We start from the raw sequence: 7,231 nt of genomic DNA on the forward strand, positions 1-7,231 counted from the left end.
GAAGAGCCGGAGGAGGAGTACGAGGACGAGGAGGAAGAGGAAGAGCCGGAGGACGAGTACGAGGACGAGGGCGGCTACGGGGAGGAGGAAGGCGAAGAGGAGTACGAGGAAGAGGAGGAAGACCGCGGGGCCGAGCGGGCGCCCGCCGAGAGCCGGCGATGACGCATCCAGCAGGTTCCCGGCCCGCGGCTAGCGGGTTGGGGAGCGATTGAAGTCAAGACATGCTGGCCTGGGCTTTTTGACTGATGGATGGTCAGCATGCAGTCTGCCCGGTGAGCAGCAGTTCGGTATTGGCCTTACGGCGAGTGACCCGGAGGGCGCATCGGTCGGAGACCAGCCCGGCAACCGCCAGGTGGGTTTCGGCATAGGTCTCTCGACAGCCGGTGTAACCGCTGGAGGGGCCGCAACCGCTTGCACGTCGGACCTCTCCTCCGCTTCCGGGGCGACGTTCCGCGCGCCGGGGACCTACGCGGAACCAGCGCAAGCGGGGCCTCAGCTTGGGGATCTGGATCAGCTCGCCGATCTGGGTGCCGCCGCCGAGGCCGCGTTGAAACAGGCCCGTCGCCATCTGGAGGCGCGCATCCACCAGGCCGAAGACGCCCACTACAGCGACCCCGACGCCCGTCCTGCCGAGGCCTACCGCGAGGTACGCCGGACACTCATCGCCATAGAAGCGACCGAGCTCCAGCGTCTCTACAAAGCGAACAAGATCAGCGACGCCACCCGGCGCCGGATCCAGCGCGAACTCGACCTCGAGGAAGCCAGCCTCCGCGACCTCGGCTGACTGTCTGATAACCCTCGGGTCGAAGCCTTCCGCCCTAGCAAGTCGCCGACCTGCACTGTGGCCTACTGCGAACCAGATGGACGGCTTCGGCCTCGACGGAAGGCCGTACGCACGTGGGCTCGGGTCAACGGCCACCGCATCGTCAAGCTCCTCAGATGCCGGCGATGCCCGTGAGGTCGGCCGCCGCTCCGTACGGGGGCTGGTGCCCAGGGCCCCGTCGGCATCGGGATGCTCCATGAACGCCTTGTCATAGGCGGGCCGCCGACGGGGGATGGACGATGCGCTGGCCGGCCGTCCCGCTGGATGGTCAATGCCGGCCGTGTGCGTCGGCTGCTTCGGGGAACTCGTTGCCGTTAACGAACACCGATACGAATGCGAGCGGGGTGCCTCGGATGTCCAACCCACAGCAACCCGAGCAGCGACGCAGTGGCGAGGGCGGTGGGACACCGCAGTCCAGCGCCGAGCTCAAGGCGCGGCAGACCCAGGCGAAGGGCGGGCACCCGGACGGCATGGACAAGGGCGACAAGGGCGGGGGAAGGGGCGGCGGCGTGCCGCCGGACCAGCAGTCCGAGCATCCGTGAGGCCGGGCCGAGCGCCCGCTGCCGTATCGAGACCTTGAACATCCCCTCAGTACGCAGGAAAGGAGGGGCGTCATGCCGGCCGGATCGAGCTCCAAGCGCGAGCGGCAGTACGAGCACATCAAGGAGAGCGCCGAGGATCGTGGCGAGTCGTCGAAGCGGGCGAAGGAGATCGCCGCGCGGACGGTGAACAAGGAGCGGGCCAGGTCAGGTGAGTCGAAGACCGCCAGCAAGACCTCCACTCGTGACCCGAAGTCGGCGTCCCAGCGCGGTGGGCAGCGCTCCCACAGCGGCGCGGAAGGCCCCACCAGGGACCAGCTGTACGAAGAGGCCAAGAAGCGGAACATCCACGGCCGCTCCTCGATGACCAAGGAGCAGCTGGAGAATGCGCTCGGCCGCTGACAGGTGCCTGGGTCCCCAATCAGGTTCGGGCTCGGGCCGGGGCCCGGGCAGGACGTACGGCCGACGCCATCGTCAATGAGCACATCGAGCAGGACGGCGCGGGTTTCCGCGCCGTCCGCGTGTGCGCCAGGGACCTCATGTCGTGGGCATTCGACGCGCTGCCCGCACTTGGCTTACGGCCTCCTGTGCGTACCAGGCACCGCGTTGAGTGTGCCCTGATCGCCGCAATTCATGACGGTGACGGCGCCGCGAGGCGTCGCCCGCGTCGAGCAACTGGAGGTCACCCGGCCCGGTTGAGGAAGACTTACAACGTTGATCCAGCCCGTCGCCGCGGTGTATACGGTCCGGCGGCAGAACTATCGGGCGCTCTTGTGCGTGGCCTCGCTCGGTGGGTACCCGGCGGCCGAGGGCGGTGAACGGCGCCGCCAAAGCCGGGGAAGGACATTGACCATGACCCAGCACGTGCGCGACATCATGACCAGCGCGCCGGTGACCGTGGAACCGCAGGCCTCCGTGGCCAACGTGGCCCGGCTGATGCGTGACCAGAACATCGGCGCCGTCCTGGTCACGGAAAAGGATCACCTGCGCGGACTGGTGAGCGACCGCGACCTGGTCATACGAGCGCTCGCGCAGGGCGCGGACCCGGAACAGACGACCGTGGCCGACGCGTGCAGCGAAGATGTGTTCACCATCAGCCCGGGCGACGAGCTGGACCGCGCGATCGAGATGATGCGCGAGCACTCGGTCCGCCGCCTCCCCGTCGTTGAGGGCGACCATCCGGTCGGAATCGTCTCGCTCGGCGACCTGGCCATCGAACGCGACCCCCGGTCGGCGCTCGGCGACATCAGCGCGGCGCGGCCCAACGAGTAGCGGGTTCAGGAATTCCCCACCAGGTCACGCGGCGGCATCACGGCCGCGAGACGCCTCCACATTCAGCAGCTCGACAAGCTGGGGGCGATGCCGGACAGCGATGCCTTCGAGCAGGTCGGGGTGGCGAAGCAGGGCGGCCGCTTCGGCGTCTCGAGCGCTGGGACGGAGTGGTCATACGGGGGGGGCGAGCGCGACGAAACCCTCCTGCGTGGCCCGCACCGAGCCGGGGTATGCGAATGGGGCGCCTGCGCGCGAGGCTGGTGTCATGGCCGGACATCGGCATGTCCATACAGTTCGCCTCACGTCCGAAGCGCCGTCCTTGCCCAGCCCGCATACCCCCAAACGCTCCCTCAGTCCCTGCTGAGGCGAAATCTGGTTCCGGCAATTTCGAGCGGGTATGTCCGCCAGGGCGGGGCGAGGAAGGACACATCGTGGACCGGCAGGCCGGGAGCTGGGGTTTTCTCACCAACCACGCACGTGTGCTCCTGGCCATCGCCCGGGACCCTGACCTCCGCCTTCGCGACATCGCCGCGGCCTGCCACATCACCGAACGCACCGCCCAGAGCATCGTCACCGACCTCGAACAAGCCGGCTACCTCAGCCGCGAGCGCGACGGACGACGAACCCGCTACAGCCTCCACCTCGACAGCACCCTCCGCTATCCGGCAGAGGCCCACCTGCCCGTCCGGGAACTGCTGGAACTCCTCACCGATCACTGAAGCGCCACCTTGGACGTCGACTACACAACGCTCCGCCATGGCACGGCTGCATCGAAGCCACCAACGCGCATTCGACACATGGTCCCAGCGCGGCCTCGACTCAACACGCTGAACTTGACAGAGAAGTCGAGGGCGATGCCGTAGCGGAGTTGATCGAGGTGACACCGTTCTGGCGGCTGACCCCGCCGGCCAGGCCCTCCTGGGATCGGGTAAGCGCGCCGTGTACGGACTTCCTCTGATTCACGCACCAGGGGGCTGCACGGGCACGCTGTGCGTCTACCGCAGGCAGCCGGGCGCATGGCTGACCGCCGGCCAGCAGCAGGAGGTGGGCGTCTTGGCGGCAAAAGTGGCCGCCTGAGTTCTCGGTATCGGCGCACCGTCATCTGGACGCCCTCGCATACCTGCACCAGCACCATGCGCCTGCGGGATGAGCACGCAGGACTGGGGAACCAGGCCGGGCCTGCACGGGGCATGCGCATCCTTGGGTTCAACGCCTGGGCCAGGTGCTGGTCAAGCGGTCTGGGGCAGCGTGGGGTGTGATGGCCGGGGACGGCCGCTGTGCCGAGGGCTCAGCCAGCCAACATGGAAGGTGTACTCCGGACCCTGGCGCCGTAGAAGTCGTCGGCGTCGACCGCACCGCGACCACCAGTTCTTCGAGTCGGCGTTTGCCCAGCACCTTCCCGCAGCGGCGCTCGACCGCCTTCTGGGCTGGTCGAACGACCCGCGCACTGATTCGGTGACCGCGAGTCGGCGCAGGCCCATCGAGTGCCGGCCCGCCGGCAGCGACAGCGCCGCGTCGGTGGGGTGGATGTTGTAGACGCCGGGGCCTCGGTGAGCGACCCGGGTGACGCGAACCAGCCCGAACACGCTGGCCAGCCAGCGTGAGTGCCCCGTCTCCCGCCAGGGCCGCAGCTGTCCTTCCGGACCCATCACCACAGGTCTGCCACTGGCACGGATCTGTTCCTCTTCCCGCCGGGCACGTAGGTCAAGGTGGTCCTGTAGCAACTGCCGTAACAGTTCCCGCCCGCCCGCGTCGAGGTGTTCTTCCAGCTCGGCGTGGGTCCACTCGCTCGCATCGCCACCCGACAGGGTGTGCATCAGCGGTTCGAAGGCGCTTATGGAGCGGGCAAAGGGTCAGTGGGGGCATGAGTGTCGTACGGTGTCATCTCCGGGGCTCTTCCTGATCCTGCATCCGATATGGGTCGCACACCTTCGAATGTAGGCGGAAGAGCCCTGCTGTCAGCGGGAGTTGGGTGGAGCAGCCGTCGGGCGGCGGGCCGGGGTGAACAACCCGGGGGCCTCTTCGTCGAGCCAGCCTCGCTCCACCAGTCGCTTGAGTTTCGACCGGGTGCCCTCGATCTTCCCGGTCTCGGCCAGCAGCCCGATCCTCGGCACGATCTGCTTGGCGCGGATCGGCCCCGGTGCGTCGGCAACCACTTCCACGATGTCGCGATATACCGACGGCAGCACGTCTGGCATCATGCCGGGTTGCGCAAGGTGCCGTCGCGCAGGTCCGTTGTGCCGATGACGGCGTGCGGGCCTCGGGGCTAGGGGGCACTGAGCTGCGCCGCCTCCTCGCCGAACTTCCCTTCGACGGCCAGGACCTGGCGAACCTGCTGCACGCCGCCCACTGGCCGACCGCGTCGACCGCCCCGCTGCTCGACCTGGCGGGGCGCGGTTGTGTGGGTTGGCGTGTCTCGTGGGTTGGCGCTTTCCGCCGGTAGACATGACGAGCCCCCTGCATGAACTGAAGTCCATGCAGGGGGTGGGAGGGGCCATGGTTGCTGTCGGCACAGGCAGCGAGCCACGTCCGGAAGCGGAGGCCATTCCCTGAGCTGAGCGATGACCCCGGACAGAACAGCCACCTCTGGGTCAACCCCCACTCCACCAGGATCGCGCGGCCAGCTTTCCGCCGCACGTCGATCATGCGAGCACACCCCCCGCCCCATTCGAGTCGCGACGGGGTGAGAGGCGCGCCCTGCGTGGACGTGCGGCAGCCTGCGGGGGGACAGCAGGCCGCGCGGCGTCATGCCTAGCCTGATCCGGCAGCGCGACGACGGCCACCCGGAGTGGTCATACGGGTGAGCAAGCGCGACGAAACCCCCCGGCGTGCCCGCACCGAGCGGGGGCATGCGCATGTGGCGCCTCCGCGCGAGGCTGGTGTCATGGCCGGACCTCGTGTGAGCGTGTCGCCGCCCGACGAGACAGGCGGTCGGCGTGTACAGATCGACGATCAGATCCTGGGCAACGCGCACAGCCTGCACGACTTGAGCGTGTTCCTGGACGGCGTTGGCCTGGAGGGCTGGGAAGAGGTGGATGTGGCCGAGTCGCTCCTGATCGAGTGGCGCGGCGGAGGGCCGGAGGTGTGGTCGGCGAGGCCGTGAGGGAAGGCCCAGGCGCCCCGCCGCCTCTGCGGCCCGGGCAGCCGCACCGCTGGTACGGCGACACTTCACCCAGGCGCTCGAGCACCGGGGTGCCTACCGGTGCGGTGAGCAAGGATGAGCCCATGACTCCCCGCCTCATTCGCCACATGGGCAGCGCCACCGGGCACGGTTCGCAGCGGATCCTGTGGGACTTCCACGGCACCGTGCGCGGGCGCTGGTGGCGTACTGCAGCGTTCTATGGAGACGCGCCAGGCAGCCACATGGGCTTCTGGCGCACGGACCGCGCAGGTCTGCGCGGATGGAACTGCCGCGTCGGCAGCCTGGCGCACTGCCTCACCGTGCTCGTGTACACCCGGCCTCAACGCCCGAGCGAGTTGCCCACCGCATGACGGCGGCACCCAGTCACGGAAGCGGTGGGGAGGAGGGAGCTTTCCGTGACCGCCTCCCTGTCCCCGACTCCCGGGCAACAGGCAGCAGAAACAGCCGCTTTAGGAATCCAGGGAACCCCCACCACAGAGGCCTTCAGATTGGGCTTCGGCCGTTGCGAGAGGGCCCTGTGCCTCCCTCCCCGGTGCCACCCGGGGACGCGACGCCTCACGGTGCGGCCTTCGCGACGTCGACGGAGTCCCAGATCGGGAAGAGGGCGTGCAGGCCCGTCATGGTGAAGAGTCGGCGGTTGCGCTGGCTGGCGATCACCGGTCTCAGTTCGTCGTCGCGCATGCGGAGCCGCCTGGGGAGGCCGACGAGCGCCCCAGGCTGGTGGAGTCGACCACGTGGTCCCGTAACTGCCAGACCGTGGGCAGGTCCGCCTCGCCTTGGACTTCGACGACGGTCCCGTCGTTCTCTTCGTGGTGACTGACGTGAAATTCGGAATGCATACCCACATAACGGTCAAGCCTTGGGGAGAGGTTGCGGATCAAGCACCCCGTACTTTCGTTCTGCATATGCATGAACGACTGGCCAAGGCATCACCCGCCCGGGGGAGCTACAGCCCTGCCGCATGCACACGGGAGCCGAGGCTCCCCGCCCCTGCCTCCCATAGCGCCGGGAGGCAGGGACGCGCCGACCGTCAGGCCGTGGCGGCTCGACTCGCACGGGAACGAGCGACCAGTCCATCGCTCGAAAGGCTTGCCGCGCAGGAAGATCGCCCCTCCGCGCTCGCCTCCCGTGCAAAGTGAACCCGGGCGCCACGCGGTCGGCTCCCCCCGGCCCGCCTCGCCTCCCTCACATCAGCGAGGCGGGCCCACCTTCCGGGCCCGCCCAACCGTCGGGACAAACCCGGCACGGCCACACCACGGGGCCACCGCCGTGCCACTCGATGACCTCCGATTCGGCCACGTCCAGCTCATCCCCACCCATCAGCTCGGCCAGCCCGGCAACTTGCAGGAACACCGTTAAATCGTGCAGCGAGTACGCCGTGCCCAGGCACTCGCCATCCACGGTCACACGACGGCCGCCCGATCCGGATGGCGCCGCCACGATCACGCACACCAT

The 7,231-nt window shown here is 68.6% G+C and carries 10 protein-coding genes and 1 pseudogene; 7 read left to right on the forward strand and 4 right to left on the reverse strand.

Features of this window, described 5'->3' with window-relative positions; genetic code table 11:
- Positions 1-547 precede the first annotated feature (547 nt).
- The 5 genes from ACWDA7_RS48750 (at position 548) to ACWDA7_RS48770 (ending at position 3,353) form a co-directional block, all read left to right on the forward strand.
- Entirely contained in the window at positions 548-784 is a 237-nt protein-coding gene (locus ACWDA7_RS48750; protein WP_450614139.1) for a hypothetical protein, read from the forward strand.
- A 392-nt stretch (positions 785-1,176) separates the two neighbouring features.
- The gene (locus tag ACWDA7_RS48755; RefSeq protein ID WP_450614140.1) at positions 1,177-1,365 is read left to right on the forward strand and encodes a hypothetical protein; all 189 of its coding nucleotides are present in this window, start codon (positions 1,177-1,179) and stop codon (positions 1,363-1,365) included.
- 72 nt (positions 1,366-1,437) lie between these two features.
- Positions 1,438-1,764 carry a plasmid stabilization protein gene (locus tag ACWDA7_RS48760; protein WP_450614142.1) on the forward strand — a complete coding sequence of 109 codons (327 nt, stop codon included), beginning with the start codon at positions 1,438-1,440 and terminating at the stop codon, positions 1,762-1,764.
- A gap of 450 nt (positions 1,765-2,214) precedes the next feature.
- A complete protein-coding gene (locus ACWDA7_RS48765) occupies positions 2,215-2,634 on the forward strand; it encodes a CBS domain-containing protein (RefSeq protein WP_450614143.1) in 420 nt (139 codons plus the stop codon).
- Between the two features lie 431 nt (positions 2,635-3,065).
- A complete protein-coding gene (locus ACWDA7_RS48770; protein WP_450614145.1) occupies positions 3,066-3,353 on the forward strand; it encodes a helix-turn-helix transcriptional regulator in 288 nt (95 codons plus the stop codon).
- A 599-nt stretch (positions 3,354-3,952) separates the two neighbouring features.
- Here the strand turns inward: ACWDA7_RS48770 and ACWDA7_RS48775 are convergent.
- Positions 3,953-4,519: pseudogene (locus tag ACWDA7_RS48775) on the reverse strand (ISKra4 family transposase); the annotation flags it as partial.
- A gap of 73 nt (positions 4,520-4,592) precedes the next feature.
- The gene (locus tag ACWDA7_RS48780; protein WP_450614147.1) at positions 4,593-4,823 is read right to left on the reverse strand and encodes a hypothetical protein; all 231 of its coding nucleotides are present in this window, start codon (positions 4,821-4,823) and stop codon (positions 4,593-4,595) included.
- Between the two features lie 695 nt (positions 4,824-5,518).
- Between ACWDA7_RS48780 and ACWDA7_RS48785 the strand changes: the two genes are divergently transcribed.
- Positions 5,519-5,737: a hypothetical protein gene (locus tag ACWDA7_RS48785; protein ID WP_450614149.1), complete on the forward strand. Its 219-nt coding sequence runs from the start codon at positions 5,519-5,521 to the stop codon at positions 5,735-5,737.
- 122 nt (positions 5,738-5,859) lie between these two features.
- A complete protein-coding gene (locus tag ACWDA7_RS48790; protein ID WP_450614151.1) occupies positions 5,860-6,126 on the forward strand; it encodes a hypothetical protein in 267 nt (88 codons plus the stop codon).
- A gap of 205 nt (positions 6,127-6,331) precedes the next feature.
- On the opposite strand, the gene ACWDA7_RS48795 is transcribed toward ACWDA7_RS48790, so the two are convergent.
- Both ACWDA7_RS48795 and ACWDA7_RS48800 read right to left on the reverse strand, forming a co-directional pair.
- Positions 6,332-6,457 (reverse strand): hypothetical protein, encoded by a 126-nt coding sequence (locus tag ACWDA7_RS48795; RefSeq protein ID WP_450614153.1) that lies wholly within the window; start codon positions 6,455-6,457, stop codon positions 6,332-6,334.
- Positions 6,458-6,961: 504 nt separating this feature from the next.
- A partial coding sequence (locus tag ACWDA7_RS48800) for a hypothetical protein (RefSeq protein ID WP_450614155.1) occupies positions 6,962-7,231 on the reverse strand: 270 nt, incomplete at its 5' end.

The organism is Streptomyces sp. NPDC001156 (assembly GCF_053598275.1).

What these genes read in the sequence shown, in the direction of transcription:
- ACWDA7_RS48755 (WP_450614140.1), top strand. Translation starts at nt 1,177, where the DNA reads ATGTCCAACCCACAGCAACCCGAGCAGCGACGCAGTGGCGAGGGCGGT.
- ACWDA7_RS48760 (WP_450614142.1), top strand. Translation starts at nt 1,438, where the DNA reads ATGCCGGCCGGATCGAGCTCCAAGCGCGAGCGGCAGTACGAGCACATC.
- ACWDA7_RS48765 (WP_450614143.1), top strand. Translation starts at nt 2,215, where the DNA reads ATGACCCAGCACGTGCGCGACATCATGACCAGCGCGCCGGTGACCGTG.
- ACWDA7_RS48785 (WP_450614149.1), top strand. Translation starts at nt 5,519, where the DNA reads ATGGCCGGACCTCGTGTGAGCGTGTCGCCGCCCGACGAGACAGGCGGT.
- ACWDA7_RS48790 (WP_450614151.1), top strand. Translation starts at nt 5,860, where the DNA reads ATGACTCCCCGCCTCATTCGCCACATGGGCAGCGCCACCGGGCACGGT.
- ACWDA7_RS48795 (WP_450614153.1), bottom strand. Translation starts at nt 6,457, where the DNA reads ATGCGCGACGACGAACTGAGACCGGTGATCGCCAGCCAGCGCAACCGC.